This is a genomic window from Chitinophaga sp., assembly GCF_039596455.1.
In the GTDB taxonomy this organism is placed as follows: Bacteria; Bacteroidota; Bacteroidia; order Chitinophagales; family Chitinophagaceae; genus Chitinophaga.
Window position 1 is genome coordinate 84,921 of sequence record NZ_JBCNJR010000004.1, and the last position, 21,744, is coordinate 106,664.

The following is a 21,744-nucleotide window of genomic DNA, read 5'->3' on the forward strand; positions in this document are numbered from 1 at the left end:
CCTTCAGTTAAAGATGAATATTAAGGTTGCTTGGGCAACATTTCACCGGCATGCACGGCCATGAGCACCGGCACCTGGTAAAGAATATAGGCTACGTCTGCCGCGTTCATGTTCTTTTTCCAGAACACCTGCAGATCGTCTTTCCGCTGGTCTACCTTTTCCGAATCATCGGTTTCCAGGCCGTTGGCGTTCAGGTCTTGTTCAATGGTGGCGTTACCTACCGGAATAAAGGCGCCGGCGGGAGCATTGGGGGGCATTACATCGTTCCAGGCCAGGTCATTCCATACTTCAGGCTTTTCTCCGTCCTGGTCAATATCAAGCCCGTAACGCGGCTCGCCGGGGCGCTCCTTGATGCAGAAGAACCAGCCGGGTTTGTCTATGTCTGACTGGGATTCTCCCGTTGCACCCAGCGCTTCGGTAATGTTGAGATCAAAGCCGAAGAAATATAGGTCTGGCTCCACCCTTGCTTCGTAGAGCGGAGATTTCACCTTATTGCGCGGCGGCTTTTCTTTTTCGCTCTCCGCCAGTTCCGCCAGCTTGCGTTCCACCTTGTTATTGATGTTGCCCTGCTCATCTGTTTCCCAGGCGGCCTTGTGGGCGTATATCACGGCGTTGGGGTATTTCTTCAGCAATTCTCCCCGTATCACCAGCACTACTTCTTCTTCCTTGTCTCCCGCCTCTTCGCGGTGGTCATGGTCTCCCAGCCCGGAGTTCTTAGACCAGCGGTGAATGGGCGGAATGTCTTTGAGGTCTTCCTTCAGCTGCTCTTCCGTTCTGTTCTTGTCATCAAAGTACCCTTCCACGTCCCAGAACTGGCGGAAGTAGCTGCCGCGCTGGTCTGTGGGATACTCCCGCCAGAGCAGCTCGCGGGAGAACTCGTGGTTCAGGCCTATCATGTATGACTCAATGAACCGCTGATTGGTTTCCATCAGCGAGATGGTGTTTTGGCCAATGAAGTTGAGGTTGGGCAAAAAGTTTTCCTTGCTCATCTTCTTCAGCGGCTCATACATGGGCAGGTCTATTTTGGGGTATTCCATCACTTCCACAAAATCTTCCACCAGCGCCAGCCTGATGCGTTCGGGAATATGCAAACCGGCAAATACATGTTTGGGAATGGTCAGTTTCGGATCAAGCGCCTTGAAGGTAGTATCTACCGTGGCGGCAATATTGATCTTCGGCCGCACCGGCACCACGCCCAGCTCTTTGGCGGTTTGCACCATGCCCAATGATTCTTTCAACGCCAGCTTGAACTTCACGGCCTCCACACTGTCTGTTGTACCTACGGTTGGGTTGAAGCCGCCGCCCGGCTCGCTCAGCACAAAATCAGGGCTCTTTGGCATATCATCTACCGCATCCGGCGTCTGGTTCTCTTCAGATATGGAATCTGCAAACTGCACGGCCTTGCTCCATTTGAGTATGTAAGCCAATAACAATATCAATCCCGCGGTAATAATGCCCAGCAAGGCTGTAATGCCCAGCGAGCCGGCCACCAGCATGAGCAGGATAAGGATGATAACGGCAATGATGAGCGCCCATTTGAGCCAGGGCCATTTGCGTATCAGGTCCAATATAAAAGATGGAACATTCTTCGGCATCATGTCATCCGCCACTTCATTCACAGTGGGCAATGTTTCAGGCGCCACTTTGGGCGGGGCTATCACTACCTGGCCCTCATTCACACGGGTAACCAGGTTATCAGGGCGGGCCTCCCCGGTGAACACAGATTTTTTCATGGCCCTGCCGCCGGGCCGTATCAGCTTGCGCATGGTGGGAGACGTGAGCGAGCGGGTGATGACGCTCTGGTCTACCTGGTGCTGCACGGTAACGCCGGCCACCGCATCCAGCACGCGGCGCTGCACCGGGGCCGTGAACAGCAACGCTTTTTCCGCGGAGAACTGCACCATGCTCTGCACGTGCTGCCGGTACCAGCTGGTAGAAATGAGGCGCGCAAAATGCATGTAACGCAGCTTGCGGTTGGCTTCCAGCACATCCCCCACCTGCTGCCAGGCGGCTTCCATATAGGCTTCCTGGTTTTCCTGCACTACCCTGGTGCCGTAACCGGCAGATACGCGCCAGCGCGGATCGAGGTTGAGCTGGTGCACCCAGTTTTTGTTCTGTGTAATATTGCTGCCGTCACGATTGGTGAGCAGGCGGTCTTGCAGCGCATGCCAGCGGCCATAGAGCGGCGGGGTGATGAGCGGGTCAGGATTGTTTTTGATCTCCGGGTCGAGGTCTGTGGCGGCGGCGTTGGCATCTTCCGATTTCTTTTCGTAATAATCATCCGCCAGGTTGATGAACGTGGCCAGGTCTTTCTGAAAAGGCTGTGGGTAGCCGTTCTGGTCCCAGTTGTCATACTTCAGCACGTCTGCCTGGTCTTCCGGCGTCATGGTGGCAAACGGCACCTTCAGGGCGCCGCCCAGCTTGAGCACACCGCCCAGTTCCGGGTTGGTGATGCCGCGCAGGTTGCTGCCGGGGTATTGTACATCTATATCTCTGCGGCCCACCCTTTTGTCTATGGGCTGCGGTTTGAGGAGGCGTACCAGGTATTCAAAATCGCCCACATCTCCCGTGCGGAAAAACCAGCGGTAGTATACGGGAAAGTTGTCTGGCTCCAGGCGGTTGTTGTAATTGCCCCAGGCGGAAAAGGTGGCGTGGGGCATGTTGGGATCTGCGGGGTTAAGCCCCAGCCCCGCCAGGCGGCCGGTCTCGAATGTGGGTATCAGAAAGGCGTGATAGGCCGCGTTGTTCTCCAGCTTCATGGGGCAGAGAATGCGGGAGCTGGCCAGGTCAGGGTTGCGGTTCATCACGGCCTGGAAGGCGGCGGCAATTTTACCGGTGTCTGCCTCTACGATTTTCTCCGGCTGGTCCATCAGGCTTTCGCTCACATGTACATGCGCCCAGGCCCACAGCTGGTCTGCCGGCGGAAATTTGGTAGCGGCGTTAGGCACCGTGATGTAAGACAGCGGTTTGCCCTGTATGTTCTTTGCTTCTTCAAACTCCCCTTCCTTGATCACCACCAGCGCCAGCCATGGCCGCAGCCGGTCATTGCCGGGGGCGGCAGGCGTATAGCGCCAGGGAAAACTTTCGTCATAAAATTCGATATAGGGCAGGTAGTTGGGCTCATAGTCGGTGATCCAGTTCATGGGGTCATGCTTGATCACCACCTTGGCGTCTATGCCAATGATGTCCCCGGGGCCGTACAACTCCACATCTTTCGAGAACGTTTCAGCCGCCGTGCCGCCGTCTGGCTTCTCAATGTCCAGCTTGAAATCCACCTTTATTTTGGCCCGCACTTTCACGCCAGCGTCATTGTCTGCAGCCGTTATTTTATTGGCAATGCCTTGCCGCAGCCAGGGAAGAAAAGTGTAATTGGCAATTGTATAACTCATGCTGCCGGGTTTAATTCATGATGGGAAATCACCTGCAGGGATTCTTTCAGGTTCGGGTCTTTCGCAATCTGCTCGTTCATGTACTCCCTGGCCTGCGCTTCGCTGGCAAAAGAAGTTACCGGCCCGTATGCCTTGTTGTTCACGGTGCTGGCTACAGCATACGCCGCCTGCCCGGCCACAATTTTATCTGTATACGGGTTGAGCTTTGATTTTGTATTGGCAGACAGCACAGAACGTGCGGCCGCGTTGCGTTTCAGGAAATGGGTAAAGAGCAGGGAGCTGAAGAAGGAGAAGAAACGGCGATTGAAACGTTTGAAGTTGTTGTCTACAATGATCAGCTCGTACCGTACTACCCTGCGCACCGCGCGGCCCGTGCGTACCTGCGCGCCGGAACCTGACAGTTCAAGGCCGCTCAGTTCTTTCTGGAAAGACGGGCGGGACAGTTTCTCTTCGTTCTTCATCTCCTGGAACTGCGCCATGGCAAAACTCTCCCGCAGGTCGTCCGTTTTGCTCAGCCCGCTGGCTGGTTCTTCAGATACTGTCAGCTTCTTAACGTCTGCCGTTTTCTGGGAACCTACCTTGCTGATGCTCACACCCAGCGGTACATAGCGCTGGCTTACCTGCAGCGTGCCGATGGGGTGCAGCACCAGCTCTTCCGCTTCGTCTATTTTGCGGAGAGATACCAGTATGTGGCTGCCCTCCGGCAAACGCGCCTTCCAGTTGGCCAGCTTGTTGAACTCTTCCCGCACCATGGGCATGATCTCGATGGGCGGCAGCGTAGTGTTGCGGGATTCTCCCCAGGTTTCATCAAAGTCTACATCAAAGTCGAAGAACAGGATGGAGATAGTACCCGTGCCTTTGGCGCGGTATGGTGTAGGCCCTTCGAGAGACATGCGGACGCTTACGCTGAACAGCCCGATGCCGAACACTTTTACGGACAGGGAAGCAGACAGCTGGATGATGAAGTAGAACGGCGAGAACTGGAACAGCGCGTCAAAGGCAATGTGCCCCTCAATTTTACAGGCATCGAAGCCGAACATCAGCTCCGCTTTCACGCCAAACTGCACCGTGTTGGAAGTAACCGCAAAATAACCCAGCACCCGTATTTTGGCCACCGGCGTGTTCACGATGTTGAAGGCCAGCCTGTCAGGACTGGGGAACGGCAGCGGCGGCGGGTTGAAGGCCGGGTGGAAACCACCGATGCTGACCACGAAATTGGAATCATTACCCCATGCAATGAGCAGGCCCATGCCGCCTTCAATGGTCATGAACAGCACTCTTGATTCATAAAGTGTAGCAAAGAACCACATGCGGCTCTTGTCGAACTCTATGGCGCCAATGAAGTTCACCTGCAATTGTATGAGCGCCGCTTCTTCCGTAGGCAGCGCAATTTTCAGGATGCCTACAATGGCAATGTTGCCGGGAATTTCTATGATGATACCGATAGATACGGAGATGAGGGCCGGCGTGCCCCAGCCCAGCTTGGCCATGGGGCCTATGAGGAACTTGCCTTCTTCTATGGGGAAAAACGCCCGCAGGTCACTGATAATGCGCGGCGCGTTCTCGATGATGTTGGAGGGGAACATTACGCTGTTGATGCCTCCGCTGCGGATGCCTTCTGCCAGCGCCTGCAGGTTCATGGTGCGGTTGAGGCCCAGCAGGCCGCCTACGCCCAGCAATACGAAGCCGAAGCCCAGCTGCAGGCCGGTGCCGAACTCTGCCGTGATGATGATGAGCAGCGAGAAACCGGCGGAGCCGTCAGGCATTTTGGTGTTGATGATGCCGATGGCCTTCAGGGAGATCACTTCGCTGAAGGTCAGCTCCAGTGCGCCGGCATATTCGCCTTTGTCAAAGTCCAGGAAGAGGTAGCCGCCGCCTTTGACAACGCCGGCGTCTACGGCCAGGCCTACCCCGTTGGGCGGCCTGAAGCCCATGGCCAGGTTTACGGGGCCCAGGTTGCCCTTGCCGTCTTTGGGGAAGGTGAAAATAGCTTTCAGCCCTATATTTTCTACCGTGGCTTTCAGCACGCCCAGGTCTCCCTTGATGGTGGCCGCCAGCTCCAGCGGCAGCTCGCCGTCTTTCGGCTTGAGCGCTATCATGGCGGAGTTGATCTCGATAGGCCCGAGCTGGATGTGGGCGGGCAGCTGTATTTCCAGTCCGCCGCTGCCGCCGAAGTAAAACCCTTTGGTGGAAGAAAAACCCACGGCCAGGTCAAAGTTCACGTTGATACCGTCTCCCGGCAGCAGCTGCGCCAGGAAGCCGTCTGCCCCGTCTGCCTTCACCACTATTTTTCCCTGTTGTATGCCGAACTCTGTGAATACTTCAAACTTGCCCTGGTTGTGAAAGCGGGTGCCTGCTTCCGCCGTTACCACGCCTATTTCGAGGCGGCTGGCATCCCGCTTGCCGATGAGGATGAACGGGTCTCGCTCGCCGTTGGCGGAAAACAGCATGCTGATGGTGCCGCTGATGCTGCCGGGCGTGCCGCTGTCCAGGCCGGCAAACGCCGTAATGTCTTTTCCCGGCCGTACCATGATGCCTATGCCGCCGGTGAGGTCAAGCGCGGCTTTGATGGCCAGGCTCAGCTTGTCTGTGATCACAATGGTCTCTTCCAGCTTGCCGCTGAGGAAGGGCATGATGGCAAAACCCGGTTTGTCTGCAGGCGTTTCCGGCAGCAGGAAAAGGCCGGCGCCGGCGCTGAGGTCTGCGGGGTTGTTGTCTGAACGCAGGAAATAGGCTTTTAAAGCCGTAATATGATCGTTGGCGGGGTTCGAGCTATTCTCTGTCAGCCTGGCCAATGCATTGGGCGAAATAGCCTCCATATCCGCATCAAAACCCCATGAACGGAGCAGCTCCATCAGCGCGGCGCTCCATTCTTCTCCCCGGAAATCGCTCTGGCCCCATTTGAAAGCATTCTTGAAAAAGACGAGGGGGTCTGAGAAGAGGCTGCCAAAGTCAGCAAAGGCGAATGTGCGGCGCAGGTACGCCACGCGCCCTGCCTGCGCAGGTATTTGCTCCAGCCTGATGATGCCCACCACTTTCAGCAGCTGGCCAAAGGAGGGCTGGTTCTTTAACAGGTACTCCACCAGCAGGTATTCCAGCAACTGCCCCGGCAGTTCGTTCTTCATGGCCGCCGCCAGGTCTCCTGCATTGCCGAGGTTGCCCAGCGCTTCAAATGCGGCCCTGATGGCGGTGATCATCTGTTGCACATCATCTGCCGCCACACCTTCATTTTCCGTGCCCTTGCGCACGGCCAGCTCGGCAGGCCCTTTCAGGGCGTTGATGGAAGCAGGCACGGCCGCCAGGTCCCAGCCCAGCTCTTCCAGGAAATCACGCAGGGCGCCGGGAGACGAGGAAGCGCTCACCAGCGGCTGCATGGCTTTGCCCAGCTCTTCCGCAATCACTACCAGGGTGTCTTTTGTTTCCATTGATTCCGTTTAAACCGTTGCAAAAAAGTTCGTGTCCGTTTCCACCAGTCCCGTAGTAATGGCGGCATGTGGAGAGCCGGCATTGGGATGGAAATTGAAAATGATATTGCCCAGGTTGGCGGGGTCACGGTCTGTAATGGGCACCAGCAGCGTGTAGGCGTGGAACCTGCCGCGGCAGATCAGCCTTGCCCCGCTTTTTTCGAAACGCCAGTCGTGCTCATCCAGGAAATCCTGCTTGCTGCCATACCCCCAGCGTTCATACTCCGGGTAAGGATGCGCCGGGTCAAAACCGCCTACCGTGTCTGAAGAGCGGTATTTGAAACTATCCAGCCCGTTCTCCAGCGCCGTCATGCGGTCTGCGGGCGTAGAGGGCACCTGTGAGGCGCTGGGGTAGTTGATGGTGAACGTATAGTCTTCGGGGCCTGGATAGCGGAACTGGCGCTCCGTTGCAATGGTAGTACGGCTGCCGATGGAAACGCCCAGCGGCAGGTTCAGCGGCGTGGTAGCCGCACGCGTGATGTTGCGCGGCACCCATGTTTCAATATCCGCTACCGGTACAGCATCCCCATTATAAAACGTAAGGCCCAGGTTGTCAAACGCAGTTACCAGCGCCGCGCGGTCTGTAAAGGCGGTTTTGCTGAGCAGCTTGAACTCGTAGGCCAGGAACTCCCACACCCCGTAAGCCGTATTCTGGTACAGCCCGAAAAAGTGAAGCGGCGCGGTGAGGTTCACATGGTCTCCCAGCGCCTCTTTCATTTTCTGCAAAAAAGCCGTGGCCCTGCCAACATTGCATCCCTTGATGTGGAAATTGTTGGCAATGGGCCCGGTAGTGTAACCTATCAGCGTATCGGGAATGGCGATGGAAGTAAGCGTGGTATCAGGCGTAGTGGTATCTGAAGTATGGCGGCCGGAAATAGCGTCTTCCATCACCTCATAGCCTGTACGCCCTATCTGGTTGTCAAACATGGTGGCGGCCAGGTAGCCCTGCGCATTGGCGTGCGTGCCCAGCAATATGTCTTGTATGGGCTTGGTAACTGTGGCGGAGCCGTCTATGTGGCTGATAAATTCCCGCAAGGTATTGCGGACGGCCGTGGCGCCAATTAACGTGGTGTTTCCGCGGCGGGTATAGAATGCTCTCAATAAACCGTCAAACGGAGTACCTCCTGGGGCAAACGAATAGTCCATGAATACGTTTTTTTACAACACAAGTATACCAGCCTCCTTTCGGCGGGCCGGCCATAGTTATACATTCAGCATAAAAAAATACGCACTTAACTTCGGGGCTGCACTGTTACAAACACTACCCGGTATACTGATCGGACCCGGTAAAAGATCATTGCTGCTTCGGGGCCACGCTTCAAATTTCTGGCTAAACTGACGGTCAATTTCAGGGCTTGTGAATCTCAGTCTTTCAATAAGGGGTAAAACAATATGCTGTTAAAAAAAGTATTGTCATCCCGGGTTGGTCACGAACGCACCCCTACGGACGACAATACATAATTACAAAAAAATTCCGAATTACACGAAAAAAACTGTTCAGGCCTTTTCCAGGTAAGCTTTGAGCGAAGTGCCGATGATCTGCGTCCAGCCCGCTGCAAAGCTCTCTCTTGCAAAGTCTTTTTTGGCAGGGAAGGTGTGCAACCCTTCATGCGTAAGCTTCAGCCGCGTTTGCTGCGCTTCGGGGAACAGCTCAAAGGTGACCACGGAATGGCCTTCATAGCCCTCATACTCCCAGCTGTAAGCCAGCTTTTTATTCTTTTCCGCCACCAGCACCTTGCACTTGTGCAGGTACTGCTCTTCCTCACTGCCGCCGTAAAATTCGAATTCAAAACCCGGCTCGGCCCTGAACTCTTTCAGGTCAAAATACCATTCGCGCATCTGGTCTTTGTCTGTAATTGCCTTCCAGACCTTCTCCACGGGCGCGTTAAATGTTCTTTCAATTGTGAATGGTGCAGTTTCCATGTTGACGCATTTAATATTTAAGTAACCGTTTGGTTACAAATATAAAAGAAACCATTCGGTTACACAAAACAATTTATCCGATGTCCCCCTTTAGCCGGTGGCCGCAAACAACCAGGCCTGCTTTTTCCAGCGTGCTTTGGGAAACGCGGTTCAGGATGTTGCACCGCGCCGCCGGTACCTTCCCTCTCCTGTAGGCCTCGCTTTTCAGCTGCTGCACAATATAACTGCCGTAGCCGCGGCCGCGGTGGGCTTCTTTGACGGCCATGTAGATGTCTGCATAAGGATGATTGTAATTCAGCATCAGCCCGCCGGTAGCCACTACCTGCCCGTTGTGCTCCAGCAGGTACTCATTGTCTTCCGCGCCCGCATCTTCAGCCGTTACTTCCCTGAACACGGCGCCGGGCATTTGCAACCGGGTAGTGATATGGTCTTCGAACAGGATGGCCTCTGCACGGATGTTGCGGGCATGGGCGTACAGCAGGGAGGCCAGCAACACGTCGTTACTTTGCACTTCCACGTAAATGGCCCCGCAAAGGGCATGGAACTGCCGGAAAATATCATCAGCGAAACGGCGGTGAGGCGGCAACAGGTAAAACTCGAAAATGGTATCCCTGTCCTGCCGCCGGTCTGTGCCCCATACAGCGCCATAACCGGCGGCTTCGCCGTTCAGTGTAAAAAGATAAGTATCCGCCCAGCCGTAGAGGTGACATTTGTTGCAGATGAACTGGTGGTTCAGTTCGTGGAGGAATAACGTGCGGAGATGACTGATATTATCCAGCGGTGCGCGGAGGATGCTGATATCCATATGCGGGGAATTATATCCGAAATTAACGATCCCCCGGCATAAAAAGAGCAGCAGCGCAAAGTGGTAACTGGCGGCATTACCACTTTCGCTGCCGTATATACAAATGGTTTATGACTGTTTTTGCAGCACTACAGACAAAATACGGGGTATTTCATCCCGGTTTTCTTCGTCAAAGAACTCGTCCACATCTTTCACCACCAGCCCGTACTGCAGCGGTAATTGCGTAAAGTCGGACACATGGTGGTTGAAGCATTCCAGCACCTGCCGCCCTTCCCCGGTATCAAAGCGGGCCTTGGTGCCCGTGTATTGTTTGAAGGGATGCAGTTCCCCGATGTATACATGACCGCCTGGCTGTAATACGCCGGCAATCTTGCTGAAAATACCGCGCAGGTTGGAGATATGCTCCAGCACCAGGCTGAAGCTCACCAGGTCATACCCGGCCTCCGCAAAATCCCAGGCTTGCGTAATGTCTGCCTGTTTAAACTGCACATGCGGGGCGGTCACTTTCCGCCGCGCCTTTTCCAGCATTTCTTCCGAAAGGTCTACCGCCGTTACCCGCTGTGCCCTTTCTGCCAGCCACACGGTGTTTTTGCCGGTGCCGCAGCCTATTTCAAGGCAGTTCGAAAAAGAAAGGGCGGCCAGCTTCCGCCGCAGGGCCAGGGCCTCCAGGTCTCTCGTTCTGTTTTTATTGGTATCATACTGTCCAGCCCAGTGATTGTAAGCATCTCTCGTATCCATGCCGCAAAGATATTTCCCCCTGCAATGCCGGCATGCGGCTAAATGATCAACCGTGTTCATCAAATGGCCAATGCGTGGCGGCCCCGGCATTTCATCGTATCTTGTGCGGGCAAACCGGTAATATCATGCAACAACTTTTAACAGATGTAGTGCTCGAGGATGAAGCGGTGCTGCTGCGCCCTTTGACTATGGAAGACCTTCCCCTGCTGCTGCCCTTTGCCCTCAACGAACCGGAGCTGTGGCAATATTCCATGTCTCCCGCCGCCGGCGAGGAAAACATGGCCTTGTACATTCAGCAGGCGGTAGATGCACGCCGCGCCGGCAAGGAGTACCCTTTCATTGTGTTCGACAAAAAACAGCAGGCGTATGCGGGCAGCACCCGCTACTATGATATCCAGCCCGTTCACGCCACCCTGCAGCTGGGCTACACCTGGTACGGTGAAAATTTCCAGGGCACAGGGCTCAACAAACACTGCAAGTTTTTGCTGCTGCAATATGCGTTTGAAACACTGGGTGCAGAACGGGTAGAGTTCCGGGCAGACCATACCAACGAAAAAAGCATTGCGGCCATGAAAAGCATAGGTTGTACGGTAGAAGGCATTTTACGCAGCAACCTGGTGAAACACAACGGCAAGCGCCGCAGCAGCATAGTGCTCAGCATACTGAAAGAGGAATGGCTGGGCGGGGTAAAGGAACGCCTGCGGGCAAAGCTGAGGTGATCATGTACCCAGCAATGCCTGCAGCTTTTGCGCCAGCGCATCACCGTGCAGGTCTTTGGCTATGATGCGGCCTTCCGGGTCTATGAGTATGTTATCAGGAATGTATTTTATTTTGAACAGTTTGGCCGCCTCATTCTGCCAGCCTCTCAGGTCAGACACCTGCAGCCAGGTAAGGCCATCGTCCGCAATGGCCTTCAGCCACGGCGCCTGCTGCGCATCCAGCGAAACGCCCAGTATCTCAAATCCTTTCTCTTTAAAACGCTGATAGGTTTTCAGCAGGGCCGGGTTCTCGCTGCGGCAGGGCCGGCACCAGGAAGCCCAGAAATCAACCAGCACGTACCTGCCCCTCAGGGAAGCCAGGGACAGCAATTTCCCGTTCACGTCAGGCTGGGAAAAGTTGCTGATGACCGTGCCTACCAGCGCCGCGGCGTTCTTGTCTACCAGTGCCTTGATGTTTTCTCCAAAAGCAGACTTCCGCAGGGTATCTCCTGCCAGCTGATACAGCTCGTGCAGTTCATCTGCGGTGAAGCTGGAAGCATGGTCGCTGACGAGAGACAGCAACACGATGCTGCCGGGTGTTTGTTGAAAGCGGCGGGTGAGCTCTTCTTTCATGATCCTTTTACGGATATAGGTATCCCTGATGCCCTGCATTTTTTCGTTGATCTCCCGGTCTTCCTTTTCCAGCGCCGCCTGTGAGCGGCTGCCTTCCGTTACCACCGCGGAGACGCCGAGATACATCTCCCCGCCAATCACCCTGGAGGCGGTATCTGCTTCCACCCGCTGCTCTCCGGGATCAATAAAGAACTCCGTGCGCGCCATAGGGCGCGGTACGTCCAACACTATACTGGCCTTCACAGGTTGCAGGATGCTGCCGGTAAACGTAAAGGCCCCGTTTTGCGCGGTACCGGGGTGGTTCTGCTTATTGTAACGCAGGTATATTTTGCCGGTATACGGCGTTTTGAAAGTGCCATGGAGGGTGAAGGGCCGCTGGGCGGCTGCCGGTTGAAGCGCGCTTATGAGCAATGCTAGTAGAACGGGTCTCATCTTTTTATTTTCATGCAAAACCAGGCGCAGGGAACAAATACCGCGCCGGAATGTGACAAAACGGGGCGTTTGCGTGACGGAGGCCGGCGGTGTATTATTCAACCGGCAGCAGCGGCAAAATGGAATGCTGCAAATAGGAGCCGCGCAACTGACTGTACAGCACACCTCTTGCTGTGGCCGCGGCAATACTGCTCATAGGACCGCTCAGCTCAAGAGGAATTGAATAGCCTTCGCCTTCTTTTTTGATCAGTTGCTCAAAATGAGGCACCTCAAAGCCGCTGGCAACCTGCAAGCGGGCCAACAGCGCTTCTTTTCCCGGCTCCCTGATGGTAACGGTGGTAAAAACGATGATCAGGCGCTTTCCCGCGTTCGTTTTCTGCTCCTGCTGCACGTTAAACTCAAACGCAGCCTCAGCCAGGGCATTGGCTGGCTGCGGCTGAACTGTGAAAGTGATCAATTCAATGCCATGTATCCTGAATGGTTTCTCTGATGTTGCTGACATACCTGGTCCAATATTTTTAACGGTCAGCAGCAAGCGCAGCGGCTTGCACGCCGCCAGTGCCGTTAATGACTTTCTGCAGCGGCCCGTACACTTCTTCCCGCAGCGATACCGGCGCCACGTCAACGGTAAAGTTCGTGTGAAGCCCACGCACCGGCATGGCGGGCTCAACGTCCAGCAACCGGATGCCCAGCAACCGCTGAATATCCACCAGTGTGTCTATGGTGAAATTATGCGTTCCGCTCAGCCACCGGGAAACGAGAGACGGGCTCTTTAAGTTGAGCGCCCGCGCCAGGTCAAGGCTTTTCCAGCCTTTTGCCTTGAGGCCCGCATAAATTTTTGCGGCCAGCTTCATCTTGTAATCGATGAGCTCCTGCTCTGCGGGTGTAATTTGATTCAGCAGCTCATCCAGCAGCGGGCTGGAGTAATTTTCGTTCATGTCTTCAAAGTTTACCATAAGCATTGGTTTATTTTGTAAGCATTAAATCTCCTTCAAACTTCAAACCGTCTGAAGCTATTCTTAAACGCCCGTTCCCCAGTTTGGTACGGACAATTTTGGAATAATGCATCATTTCCAGTACTTCCCTGCCCAGTTTGGGATCTTGCTGCCAGGCCCGCACATTTTTAGGCCCGCCGCCCCCCGCTATCACGATCTGGTCATTGAGGCGGATGCAATAAAGCCGCAGGTGCCTGTCTGGAACATCATAGAGGGCGCAAACCAGGTCATCCCATTCCAACCCCTCATCCATTTTAAAAAAAGGCAAGATGGCGCCCGCTGTATTCCCTATACTCCTGAGCCGCCCGGTAATACTCAGCAGGTCTTGCATGCTCTCCGCCTTGTTTTCCAAAATAAAGTTGTCTAACAACGACACTTTGCTTTCTTCACTGATGATGCTGTAGATGGAGGCCTTGCGCCCCGACAACCTGGGCAGGTAGATTAATCTGGACTTCACTTGCAATGAACATTTACGAAGTTAGGAATAAAAAATCACTTTTAAGTAATCTTTTTAAAAATTTCGAGATAACAAACAAAACAGGTTGGTTTTGAAAGCGATTTTCTTCCTTTAGTGATTGGTTTACAAACAATTAAAGTAAATCAGCTTTTAGATAGAATGCTGTTCTGTTTACTTGAAAGTGCAGATTAAGATAATTTTTCTAAAAAACAAAATTGACCTTCGGGTCAATTTTGTTTTTTACTTACGCCGGTGTGTACACCTTTCCCCATTTATGTCGCGATACAAGCCTTTTTCCCGCCTTTTACTTTGATTGATACTTGTGCATACTTCGGTACAACTATATACCCGTGCCGTATCCGTGCCGTGTCTGTAACGTATCCGTCCCGTACCCGTTCCGCGTCTATTTTAAGAGGCGGAACGGGTACGGGACGGAAAGGGGGTACATGGGGCTTGGATACAGAGGCCAATAATCAACTGCCCGAAATATTACCAGGGCTGCCTGCAGATAACCACGAAACAGGCCTCAATATCCCAACGGAGGCCTATTAGCTTCTACAGGCCAGCCGGGGTTCTGGTAAATAGGTGATGTGCTCACGTCATTGCCTTCAGACGTGATCAGGAAATGCTGCATGGCAATGGGGCTGTAATAATGCGCCATGGCCCAGCGGTAGCCATTATAGGCCAGCACGGACTTCGTTTTCTGGTAAATGCGCAGGTACGGGCTCAGGGCCGGGTCTGACACCGTGCTCTTGTCACCGATGTTATACGTGAGCGCAGACGCTTTGTACCAGCTCTTCATAGGACCCCACAGCCTGAAACCTTCTACGTGATAAGGCGTATTGATCAGCTGGTCAAGCGCGCGCCAGCGGCGGAGGTCCATGTACCGGAGGCCTTCCCCTATCAGCTCGCAGCCCCTTTCCCGGCGAATGTTGTACAATGTTCTGTCTACCATGGTACCGGCGGAATAGGCGGCCCAGTTGTTCAGCGCTTCCCTGGGCATTTCCGTGGCATCAATGGTTTTCTGGAAATCGGGGTCTACGCCGGCACGGCGCCTGATGGCCTGCCAGTAAGCCGTAGCCGTACCGTTTAACGCGCCGTTCTTTTCATAACAGGCTTCCATATAGTTGAAATAGGCTTCTACGGCCCTGTACACGATACTGCCCACATCTCCCTTGCCGTTGCCCAGCTGCGCACCGTCATACACATTGCCCTTGCGGCTCATGTAGCCGGTCACCTGGTCGTGGTTGCCGATGAGGTTCAGGATGTCAGGATAGCCTACTACCGGCGTGGCGTGCGTACCCAGGGAGGAAGGTTTCAGGATGTTGATCTGCCCGGGCTGCGCCAGGAAGAGCCAGAGGCGGCCGTCTCTTCCCCGCCTGGCCACATGAATGGAGTCATCTCCTTCATAGCCGGAACCTGGCGCGTAAATGGGCAGGCCGTTGGCCATCAGGAAATTGTCTACGTAGCCACGTGTAAAACCCCAGTTGTGGGCAGCCTGCACGTTGTTGGCAATACCGTTGCTGACACCAAGGCCCAGGTCATAATCACGCCAGAGCAACACCTCGCTGTATGGAGAGAGATCTGTGGCGCTGAACATCCTGCAGTAAGGATTGGCCTCACTGGCTTCGGCAAAGGCCTGGTTGGTGGTCTGCAGGCGCTCCGTCATGCTGTTGGTAACCAGCGGCACGGCATCCGCCACGGCTTTGGCCGCTTGCATGGCCTGGTCAAGAAAAAAGGATATCTCCCCTTCTATGCTGCCGGATTGAAATTGATAAGACGCGTTATAATCTTTCGTTTTTCCCGGCCAGTCCGGCCCGTTGGGCACATATGCCGTGCCTTTAAAGTATTTGAGGAAGGTGCCTTCGTATAATGCCACGCGCGACTTCAGCAACTGTGCGCATTTTTTTGACAGCCTGTTAGTACCGCCGCTGGGCGCATTGACGCCCATCAGCAGGATGGCGGAGTCCAGGTCTGACAGAATGAAACGGGCCACTTCTGTTTGCGGGGCGCGCTTGCTGACTTCAGTAAGCAGCTGCTTGTCTTCTTTCAGGGTATTTTTGATGATGGGAAAATCTCCAAGAGACTGCAGCTTGTCAAAGTACGCCCACGCGCGCAGGAAATACATTTCACCGATGTAGTGTTTGACACTGGCGTCCGTACCGGTGATCTTTCCCTCCGCCAGGCGCGGCAGCACTGTTTCAAGGAAATAATTGCACTGGAAGATGGTGGTGAAAGACCAGGCCCCACCGGTTTGCCCTACCCTCCATTGGCCCGGCGTGTATTTGCCGTCATACACACGGCGGGCCGCAAGGTCTGTATGGGCATCTCCATCAAAGTACCCGAATATGGGCAGGCCTTCATACAGCTTGATGGCATATGCGGCCAGCTGCGATTCTTCTACCAGGTAATTATCCGGCGTCACCTTGGAAGGCGGCGCTATTTCCAGCTTTTTGTTACATGCGCCCAGCAGCAGGGCTGCGCAGGCTATTATCAGGATGTATGTTGATCTCATTTGTTTGCATGTTTGTGTTAGAAAGTAAGGTTCAGGCCCACGGCGTATACCTTGAAAAGCGGGTACACGCTTCCGCCGTAACCACCGTCTACCGTTTCAGGATCGAACATGGTAGCCATTTTGGTAATGGTGAAAATGTTTTCACCTGATGCGTACACGCGCAGTTTCTGCACCCCTATTTTTCTTGTCAGCAAGGCCGGCAGCGTATAGCCCACCTGCAGGTTCTTCAGCCGCAGGTATGCTGCGTTCTGCAGGTAGCCGGACTGTACCACCTGGCTTTTGGTGCTGAACAGCGGGCGCGGGTAGTATGAGTCCAGGTTGAGGCCAAGGGGATGGTTGGGATCGTCCCGGAAATAGTCTGTATGCTCGGTTAAACCGGCGGAGGAATAAATGGTATTGGAAGCGCCCCAGAAGTAATAACTGTTCTGGAAATAATCCCGTTTCAGCACACCCTGGAACAAAGCCCTGAAGTCAATGCCTTTCCAGTCTGCGCCAATGTCGAAGCCAACCAGGTAGCGCGGCGAGTTGTTGCCGATCAGTATCAGGTCTCCATGGTCTCCGATGGTATTGGCGCCGTTGGAGATCCTGCCGTCTCCGTTCACATCGGCAAACATCAGGTCTCCCGCCCTCCAGTTATTACCGAGCGCATCCTGGCCGCCGTTGGGCAGCGCCTTCAGATGGTCGTCCATCTGCTGCTGGGTTTTGGCAATACCAATGGTCTGGTAGCCCCATATTTCACCCATCATGCGGCCCGCAATGAAAGTGCTCAGGCTGCCGGTGGGGTTGGGATACCGGGTGATCCTCGTTCTGCCGTCTGACAGGCTGAGGCGTACGTTATAGCCCAGGCCGTTGCGCAACTGGTCTTTCCAGTTCACTTCCAGCTCCCAGCCGGTGGTTTTAAGGTCTGTGTTATTAGCCCTGGGCACGTCTGTACCCAGTGCCACCGGCAGTTCCGGCGCGGGGCCTATCATGTTGAGGGTATAGCGGGTATAATATTCCAGGGTGGCGGTAAGCCTGTTCCGCAAAAAGGCGGCGTCTACACCAATGTTCCATGTTCTGACCTTTTCCCAGGAGAGGTTGGAACTGATGAGGCCGGGCGCGGAAGCCGTATTAGGCTTGGCGCCATTCACCAGCCATATGCCGTTTGAACTGCCTACGGGCATGGTCCTGTACGTGGGGTACCAGTCTTCAGTATTCTGGTTGCCCAGCTCACCGATGGAGCCCCTGATCTTGAACTGGTTGACATATTTTTCAAGCGGCTCCCAAAAGGCTTCCCTGTCCAGGTTCCAGCCGGCGGATGCGGAGGGCGAATACATCCAGCGCATATCTTCCCGGAAGCGGGAAGACCCGTCGTACCGCAGGTTCACTTCCAGCAGGTACTTGCTTTTGTAGTCGTAGTTCAGACGGCCGAAGAAGCCCTGGGTAGCCCATTTCTGGTTATTGCCGCCGGCAATGGGGGGCACCGGCTTGCCGTTGGCGTCGTTGCCGGAAGTAAGGTCAAGCACGGGCAGAAAAGGTACGATCAATCCATCTTTCTGCGCGGTGAACCAGCGCGTTTTGGTCTCCTCCGTTTGCATGCCGCCCAGCACTTTAAAATTGTGCTGGCCGAATGAGCGGGCGTACTCCGAATAAATATTGGCGTTCAGGTAATTGGTACGGCCGGCCTCTTCATGCACATGAGCAGCAGACTGGTACAGGTAAGGTTTTCCGGCAACATCGTGATTGAACAGCTGCTGAATGTCCCAGTGATAAAAATCGTTGTCTACGCTGTAGTTGAGGTCTGCAAATATTTTCCAGCCTGCCAGCGGTTCAATGGTGAGCTTCAGCTGCTGGGAGTTCACGTCGTACTGTTTGGCGCCGCGGCCGCCGTCACGCAGCCCCAGTGCGGGAGACGGCGAATCGTACAGGAAACCGTTATTATCATATAGCGGCAGCATGGGCCAGCCCTGCGTGCCTATCACCTGGTTGATGTTATTAGTCATTCTGCTGGGACGCTCAAACTCTTCGCGGCTGAAACGTTGAATGAAAGTAAGAGAGGCCCAGTCCGTCAGTTTTGCATTGATCCTGGCGGTGATGTTGTAGCGTTTGAACTTGTCTTCCCCAAAACGCATAAAACCTTTCTGGTCAAGAAAATTGCCGGAAAGAAAATAGGTGATGTTCTCCTTGCCCCCGCTGGCGCTGAGGGAATACTCCTGCGCGGGAGAATGCGGTTTATAGATCGCCTTGTACCAGTCTACGTTATCGTTCCCTTCGTAATATCCGTCTGCCCAGATGTTGGTCTGTCCGGGGCGGGGAATGATGGTGGTCTTTATTTTACCGTCCATAAAATCCCGGATGCGCTGCATTCTTTCCGGCGTGAAATAAACACCGCGCCCGGAGTTGACATTGGCATCATTAAAATAGTTGGCAAAGGTATACGAGTCCATGGTTTGCGGTATCTGCACCGGGCGGCTGGAGCGGTAGTTGGCGCTGGCGTTCACAATGGTTTTGCCTGCCCTGCCCTGTTTGGTGGTGATGAGGATAACGCCGAAAGGCGCCCTGGAACCGTAAATGGAAGAAGCCGCCGCGTCTTTCAGCACGGAAATGTTGTCGATGTCTTGCGGGCTGATGGAATTGATGTCTCCCTCCATGCCATCTATCAGGATGAGCGGCGCCGCGCTGGAGCCCTGGCCAATGGTGCCTACGCCGCGTATGTTGATGGAAGGCCGGTTTTCCATGCTGCCCGCCAGCGCTCCGCTCTGGGTGATGTTGAGGCCGGGAGAAACGCCCTGCAATGCCTGCGCCACGTTAGATACCGGGCGAGACTCCAGTGTTTTTGCGCTGATAGTAGATACCGCGCCGGTAAGGTTCGCCTTTTTCTGCGTGCCATACCCCACTACCACAGCAGCCTCCAGGTTTTGCACGGAGGCAGCCATCACCACATCTATCACTACCTTCTTCCCGATCTCAACTTCCTGCTCCTCCATGCCGATGAATTTAAAGATCAGCGCTTTGGCGCTTTCCGGCGCCTTTATTTCATAAATGCCCTGTGCATTGGTAACCGCGCCGGCGGTAGTGCCTTTCACCACCACGGTTACGCCGGGCAGGGGCTGCCCGTTCTGATCTGTCACCTTGCCTTTGATGGTCACATCAAAAGCCAGGACCGGAACGGCAAGAAGGCTAAACAATAACAAGATTGCCATGCACTTGACAGGCAATAGCAGCAGCATCCTGCGGCATATGCCGGGAGGAGCGCCCTGGGCGTTCATAACGAAGGTCATTGGATTTGTTTTTTATTACGTGGATAATGGAGATGCCAGGCATGCAACACTTGTTCCAGCTATGTTCAGGTAGTAACCAGGCGAAAGGTGTACGAAAAATGTTTTAGTTCTGAAAAAAAGGCAGACGGCTACGTAATCTCTAACGGGCGTAAATTTATCGTGCCGCCCTGCCTTTTGAAATGGAGAAAACCCTTATAAAAATGGAGAATATTCCGGTTTTACCATGCGGTAACACAAGGGTAACATGGGGTTAACAAAATTGCTTTATTTAAAAAATTCAGGCAGCAATTTCCGGCATGCCTGCTTCACTGCCGGCACTTCTTTTTCAGGCACCCAGCGGTAAGGCCAGCGCAGCCGCGTGCCCACATCGGCCCAGCCGCCTACTGCGGCCAGCAGCTTGTCTACCGCCTGGTTGGAGTAGCCCTGCTGCGTGATGTACGGCACAATATGCTCCGTCATGAACTGCTGTATGCGGCCTTCCAGCTCAAGCGCGGCCGGCATGTCAACCAGCATGGTGTTGTACCATTGCTGCGCCACACCGGGGTGCAGGCAGGCCACGTTGGAATACGCGCCGTGCGCACCACGCTGTACGCCGGTGGCCAGGTGATGCCCGGGAATGAAAACAGACAGCTCGGGGTTGAGGCCCAGCATTTCACGGTACCAGGCCTCATCGCCGCCAGGCAGCTTGCAGCCGGCCAGCGTAATGCCTGCTTCACGGATGGCCTTGAAATCTGCGGGCGTTAAACGTTTTTTGGCATGCGGCGGATTATACAGCACCAGCGGCACGGGCCCGGCAGCCTGTTGCATTACACGCAGGTAAGCCACTATCTCGTCCATGGAAGGAGGAAACCAGTCAGGCAATATCACCTGTACGGCGGAAGGCTCCCAGGCCAGGCTTCTCTTCAGCCGCTCCAGTGAAATTTGCGGGCTCATATGGCTGCAGCCCACCTGGAAAGGCATGCCGGCTTTGTTACATTTCTCCGCCAGCAGCGCGTTGACTGCGTCAAACTCCCGCTCCGTCTGGTTGTAAAACTCGCCGGCAGTGCCGTTGGAATAAATGCCGTCTACCTTCAGGGCAACCAGCAGGTCTATTTCCGCTGCCAGTCTTGCCAGGTCAATGCTTTCGTCTTCGTTTACGGGCAGTATCAATGTTGCCCAGTTGCCGCGTATCTCGCGGGCATGTAATGGAATCATGGTTCTGTTGTGCCGTTTAATATCCAGGGGAGGTTGAATTTGTGAAACTCTATGGATTTGTTGCTGGTGCTGCTGGCGTGTACGTCTTCATTGATCTCTATGAGCGCGCCCACGCAGTAGTCTGCCGTTTTGATCATGCTGGAATAGCCGCCTTTTGCAATGGTGATGGCAGCATAGTCGCAGGTATTCCAGTTATATATCTGCCTGCTTTTGGCCCAGGTGGCGCCATCGTCATAACTGATGCGCACGGTCATGTTGCAGCGTTTGTCTGTAGTGTTGGGGTTGAGGAAAATGATGCGGTGAGGCGTATCCGTATTGTAACGGATCATGGAACCTTCGCATTTCGGATCGTTCAGCGTATTGTCTACCGTCCATGCAGCAAAGCCGCCGGCTATGGTGCCAATGGATTTGCGGCGGCGTTTGGCCGCGTTCCAGAGCGTGGTACCGGGGCGGTCATTACGGAGCAGGGTGCCGTCCATCCGTTCTACGATAGTACCTTCATCCGTACCGCCGGGAATAAGCTGATAGTGCCAGGTAAGCCCATGATCGTCACTATAGATATTTCTGCCGTAGGCGGGTATGATGAGGCGGCCGGGCGTGTTCACTACGGTTTGTATGCCTATGCCGGGACCCATGGCATCCCAGGTGTAGGAAGGCGGCAACAGCGTGGCGCTCATGTCTTGCGGGGTTGACCAGGTAGCGCCATGATCGTCACTGTAAGCGGAAAACACCCTTCTGTCTCCCCAGGCCTGTATGTCTGACCAGGCCGCCTTGTTACCATCATTCCATGACATGAACAGCCATACCCTGCCGTTGGTGCCGTGGTGCCAGTCGTACACCGCCGTGGGGTTTCCCCAGGTGCCGTTGCCTGCGCCGGCAACTTCTCCCAGTGCAGACCAGGTAGCGCCATTGTTAGTGGAACGTTTGAACACCACGTTGATGTCTCCCCAGTCACTGGGGCTCCAGCGGCGGCCTTCGGCAAAAGCAATGAGGGTGCCGTTCTTGGTTTTGACAATGGAAGGGATGCGGAAAGAATGATAGATGCTTTCATTGCCGCCGTTGAACAGGAGGAGGCTTGTATGGACCGGGGTGGCTGCCTGTACAGTGGCGGTGGCCAGGGTGTTCGGCGCCGCAGTGGTTGCCTCCTGCGGGGACTTGCTGCAGGCCAGCTGTGCCATGCAGGCCAGTAATAAAACAATATTCTTCATAGCGCGTGGATTTAGTGTATGTAGATATGTTCT

The 21,744-nt window shown here is 54.6% G+C and carries 15 protein-coding genes; 1 reads left to right on the plus strand and 14 read right to left on the minus strand.

Annotated elements, in window-relative coordinates; all coding sequences use genetic code 11:
- Positions 1 to 20: 20 nt before the first annotated feature.
- The 6 genes from ABDW36_RS15215 to ABDW36_RS15240 all read right to left on the minus strand — a co-directional run bounded on the left by ABDW36_RS15215 (position 21) and on the right by ABDW36_RS15240 (position 10,319).
- The gene (locus ABDW36_RS15215; RefSeq protein WP_343702774.1) at positions 21 to 3,389 is read right to left on the minus strand and encodes a hypothetical protein; all 3,369 of its coding nucleotides are present in this window, start codon (positions 3,387 to 3,389) and stop codon (positions 21 to 23) included.
- Positions 3,386 to 6,814 (minus strand): DUF6603 domain-containing protein, encoded by a 3,429-nt coding sequence (locus ABDW36_RS15220; protein WP_343702775.1) that lies wholly within the window; start codon positions 6,812 to 6,814, stop codon positions 3,386 to 3,388. Before ABDW36_RS15220 ends, ABDW36_RS15215 begins: the two co-directional genes overlap by 4 nt.
- Positions 6,815 to 6,823: 9 nt before the next feature.
- Positions 6,824 to 7,999, minus strand: coding sequence for a hypothetical protein (locus ABDW36_RS15225; protein ID WP_343702776.1), 1,176 nt, complete (start codon positions 7,997 to 7,999; stop codon positions 6,824 to 6,826).
- 351 nt (positions 8,000 to 8,350) lie between these two features.
- Positions 8,351 to 8,776: an SRPBCC domain-containing protein gene (locus ABDW36_RS15230; RefSeq protein ID WP_343702777.1), complete on the minus strand. Its 426-nt coding sequence runs from the start codon at positions 8,774 to 8,776 to the stop codon at positions 8,351 to 8,353.
- Between the two features lie 73 nt (positions 8,777 to 8,849).
- Positions 8,850 to 9,581 carry a GNAT family N-acetyltransferase gene (locus tag ABDW36_RS15235; RefSeq protein ID WP_343702778.1) on the minus strand — a complete coding sequence of 244 codons (732 nt, stop codon included), beginning with the start codon at positions 9,579 to 9,581 and terminating at the stop codon, positions 8,850 to 8,852.
- A gap of 108 nt (positions 9,582 to 9,689) precedes the next feature.
- The gene (locus ABDW36_RS15240) at positions 9,690 to 10,319 is read right to left on the minus strand and encodes a class I SAM-dependent methyltransferase (protein WP_343702779.1); all 630 of its coding nucleotides are present in this window, start codon (positions 10,317 to 10,319) and stop codon (positions 9,690 to 9,692) included.
- Between the two features lie 125 nt (positions 10,320 to 10,444).
- On the opposite strand from ABDW36_RS15240, the gene ABDW36_RS15245 reads away from it, so the two are divergent.
- The gene (locus tag ABDW36_RS15245; protein ID WP_343702780.1) at positions 10,445 to 11,038 is read left to right on the plus strand and encodes a GNAT family protein; all 594 of its coding nucleotides are present in this window, start codon (positions 10,445 to 10,447) and stop codon (positions 11,036 to 11,038) included.
- Here ABDW36_RS15245 and ABDW36_RS15250 read toward each other — a convergent pair whose 3' ends face one another.
- The 8 genes from ABDW36_RS15250 to ABDW36_RS15285 form a co-directional block, all read right to left on the minus strand.
- On the minus strand, positions 11,039 to 12,082 hold the full coding sequence (locus ABDW36_RS15250) for a TlpA disulfide reductase family protein (RefSeq protein ID WP_343702781.1): 1,044 nt from the start codon (positions 12,080 to 12,082) through the stop codon (positions 11,039 to 11,041).
- Between the two features lie 94 nt (positions 12,083 to 12,176).
- Positions 12,177 to 12,584: a hypothetical protein gene (locus tag ABDW36_RS15255; RefSeq protein ID WP_343702782.1), complete on the minus strand. Its 408-nt coding sequence runs from the start codon at positions 12,582 to 12,584 to the stop codon at positions 12,177 to 12,179.
- A gap of 16 nt (positions 12,585 to 12,600) precedes the next feature.
- Positions 12,601 to 13,038 (minus strand): helix-turn-helix transcriptional regulator, encoded by a 438-nt coding sequence (locus tag ABDW36_RS15260; RefSeq protein WP_343702783.1) that lies wholly within the window; start codon positions 13,036 to 13,038, stop codon positions 12,601 to 12,603.
- 10 nt (positions 13,039 to 13,048) lie between these two features.
- A complete protein-coding gene (locus ABDW36_RS15265; protein WP_343702784.1) occupies positions 13,049 to 13,534 on the minus strand; it encodes a hypothetical protein in 486 nt (161 codons plus the stop codon).
- 526 nt (positions 13,535 to 14,060) lie between these two features.
- Positions 14,061 to 16,049 carry a RagB/SusD family nutrient uptake outer membrane protein gene (locus ABDW36_RS15270; protein ID WP_343702785.1) on the minus strand — a complete coding sequence of 663 codons (1,989 nt, stop codon included), beginning with the start codon at positions 16,047 to 16,049 and terminating at the stop codon, positions 14,061 to 14,063.
- A gap of 17 nt (positions 16,050 to 16,066) precedes the next feature.
- The gene (locus ABDW36_RS15275) at positions 16,067 to 19,309 is read right to left on the minus strand and encodes a TonB-dependent receptor (protein ID WP_343702786.1); all 3,243 of its coding nucleotides are present in this window, start codon (positions 19,307 to 19,309) and stop codon (positions 16,067 to 16,069) included.
- A gap of 264 nt (positions 19,310 to 19,573) precedes the next feature.
- Entirely contained in the window at positions 19,574 to 20,503 is a 930-nt protein-coding gene (locus ABDW36_RS15280; protein ID WP_343702787.1) for a dihydrodipicolinate synthase family protein, read from the minus strand.
- Positions 20,500 to 21,711, minus strand: coding sequence for a sialidase family protein (locus ABDW36_RS15285; RefSeq protein WP_343702788.1), 1,212 nt, complete (start codon positions 21,709 to 21,711; stop codon positions 20,500 to 20,502). Before ABDW36_RS15285 ends, ABDW36_RS15280 begins: the two co-directional genes overlap by 4 nt.
- Between the last annotated feature and the right edge of the window lie 33 nt (positions 21,712 to 21,744).

Excerpts from the sequence above, each read along its gene's own strand:
- ABDW36_RS15260 (WP_343702783.1), bottom strand. The coding sequence starts at position 13,038 with ATGGTAAACTTTGAAGACATGAACGAAAATTACTCCAGCCCGCTGCTG.
- ABDW36_RS15230 (WP_343702777.1), bottom strand. The coding sequence starts at position 8,776 with ATGGAAACTGCACCATTCACAATTGAAAGAACATTTAACGCGCCCGTG.
- ABDW36_RS15285 (WP_343702788.1), bottom strand. The coding sequence starts at position 21,711 with ATGAAGAATATTGTTTTATTACTGGCCTGCATGGCACAGCTGGCCTGC.
- ABDW36_RS15245 (WP_343702780.1), top strand. The coding sequence starts at position 10,445 with ATGCAACAACTTTTAACAGATGTAGTGCTCGAGGATGAAGCGGTGCTG.
- ABDW36_RS15235 (WP_343702778.1), bottom strand. The coding sequence starts at position 9,581 with ATGGATATCAGCATCCTCCGCGCACCGCTGGATAATATCAGTCATCTC.
- ABDW36_RS15280 (WP_343702787.1), bottom strand. The coding sequence starts at position 20,503 with ATGATTCCATTACATGCCCGCGAGATACGCGGCAACTGGGCAACATTG.
- ABDW36_RS15220 (WP_343702775.1), bottom strand. The coding sequence starts at position 6,814 with ATGGAAACAAAAGACACCCTGGTAGTGATTGCGGAAGAGCTGGGCAAA.
- ABDW36_RS15215 (WP_343702774.1), bottom strand. The coding sequence starts at position 3,389 with ATGAGTTATACAATTGCCAATTACACTTTTCTTCCCTGGCTGCGGCAA.
- ABDW36_RS15270 (WP_343702785.1), bottom strand. The coding sequence starts at position 16,049 with ATGAGATCAACATACATCCTGATAATAGCCTGCGCAGCCCTGCTGCTG.
- ABDW36_RS15225 (WP_343702776.1), bottom strand. The coding sequence starts at position 7,999 with ATGGACTATTCGTTTGCCCCAGGAGGTACTCCGTTTGACGGTTTATTG.
- ABDW36_RS15275 (WP_343702786.1), bottom strand. The coding sequence starts at position 19,309 with ATGACCTTCGTTATGAACGCCCAGGGCGCTCCTCCCGGCATATGCCGC.
- ABDW36_RS15255 (WP_343702782.1), bottom strand. The coding sequence starts at position 12,584 with ATGTCAGCAACATCAGAGAAACCATTCAGGATACATGGCATTGAATTG.
- ABDW36_RS15250 (WP_343702781.1), bottom strand. The coding sequence starts at position 12,082 with ATGAGACCCGTTCTACTAGCATTGCTCATAAGCGCGCTTCAACCGGCA.
- ABDW36_RS15240 (WP_343702779.1), bottom strand. The coding sequence starts at position 10,319 with ATGGATACGAGAGATGCTTACAATCACTGGGCTGGACAGTATGATACC.